This is a genomic window from Acinetobacter towneri DSM 14962 = CIP 107472 (assembly GCF_000368785.1).
In the GTDB taxonomy this organism is placed as follows: Bacteria; Pseudomonadota; Gammaproteobacteria; order Pseudomonadales; family Moraxellaceae; genus Acinetobacter; species Acinetobacter towneri.
Genome location: NZ_KB849693.1, coordinates 1 through 1,402, shown reverse-complemented (window position 1 = coordinate 1,402; position 1,402 = coordinate 1). Strand labels below are relative to the sequence as shown.

Annotated in this window: 2 tRNA genes and 1 rRNA gene; all 3 read right to left on the bottom strand. The window is 45.5% G+C overall.

The features are described 5' to 3' along the window. Positions 1-840: 840 nt before the first annotated feature. Positions 841-916 (bottom strand) — tRNA-Ala (locus F947_RS12680). A gap of 55 nt (positions 917-971) precedes the next feature. Beyond that, positions 972-1,048, bottom strand: a tRNA-Ile gene (locus F947_RS12675). A 60-nt stretch (positions 1,049-1,108) separates the two neighbouring features. Further along, positions 1,109-1,402, bottom strand: a 16S ribosomal RNA gene (locus F947_RS12670); the annotation flags it as partial.

The window sequence follows — 1,402 nt, the reverse complement described above, 5'->3', positions numbered from 1 at the left end:
TATTTCACTCCCCTCACAGGGGTTCTTTTCGCCTTTCCCTCACGGTACTGGTTCACTATCGGTCAGTCAGGAGTATTTAGCCTTGGAGGATGGTCCCCCCATATTCAGACAAGGTTTCACGTGCCTCGCCCTACTCGTCATCATTGTGTGTGCCCTTTCGTGTACGGGAATATCACCCTCTACGTTCGCACTTCCCAGAGCGTTCCACTAGAACACACACAACTTAATGGGCTGTTCCCCTTTCGCTCGCCGCTACTAAGGGAATCTCAATTGATTTCTTTTCCTAAGGGTACTGAGATGTTTCACTTCCCCTCGTTCGCCTTGCATGACTATGTATTCATCATGCAATACCTATCTTATGATAAGTGGGTTTCCCCATTCAGACATCTCCGGATCAAAGGATATTTGCCGCCTCCCCGGAGCTTTTCGCAGGCTATCACGTCTTTCATCGCCTCTGACTGCCAAGGCATCCACCACATGCACTTAATTACTTGACTATACAACCCCAAACAGTCGCTAATGCCTACAAGTAGCATTATCAACATTACAGTTTGAAGTACTGTGAATTGAATCACCGTACAGCTTCAATCTAAATTCATATACCAAAACGCTTGATTCAGTTAATTTGCTAGTTCTCATTCACATTCAAATTGCTTTGTTTGTGTTTGAGTGAACAATTTATTTCAGACTCAATATTTTCCAATCTGTTAATGAATTAATGTGTCTTCGTCAGATCACACTAAACTGTGATAAATCACAGAACTTAATAAAACAAGATCTCATGATCTTCTTTTTACTAAGTTCTATAATCTACACCTTAGCCGTACTCTTTAAAGTACGTGGTGGAGACTAGGAGAGTCGAACTCCTGACCTCCTGCGTGCAAAGCAGGCGCTCTACCAACTAAGCTAAGTCCCCAGCTTATCATCTGTGATTCGATGTATCTTCTTCTGCATAATTGCTTCGTCAGTAGTGGTGGGTCTGACAAGACTTGAACTTGTGACCCCACGCTTATCAAGCGTGTGCTCTAACCAACTGAGCTACAGACCCTCAGATACATCTTAGAAGAACAACTTGTTGTGGATTCTTACCAATCAATCAATCTTTCGTTAAGGAGGTGATCCAGCCGCAGGTTCCCCTACGGCTACCTTGTTACGACTTCACCCCAGTCATCGGCCACACCGTGGTAACCGCCCTCTTTGCAGTTAGGCTAGCTACTTCTGGTGCAACAAACTCCCATGGTGTGACGGGCGGTGTGTACAAGGCCCGGGAACGTATTCACCGCGGCATTCTGATCCGCGATTACTAGCGATTCCGACTTCATGGAGTCGAGTTGCAGACTCCAATCCGGACTACGATCGGCTTTTTGAGATTAGCATCCTATCGCTAGGTAGCAACCCTTTG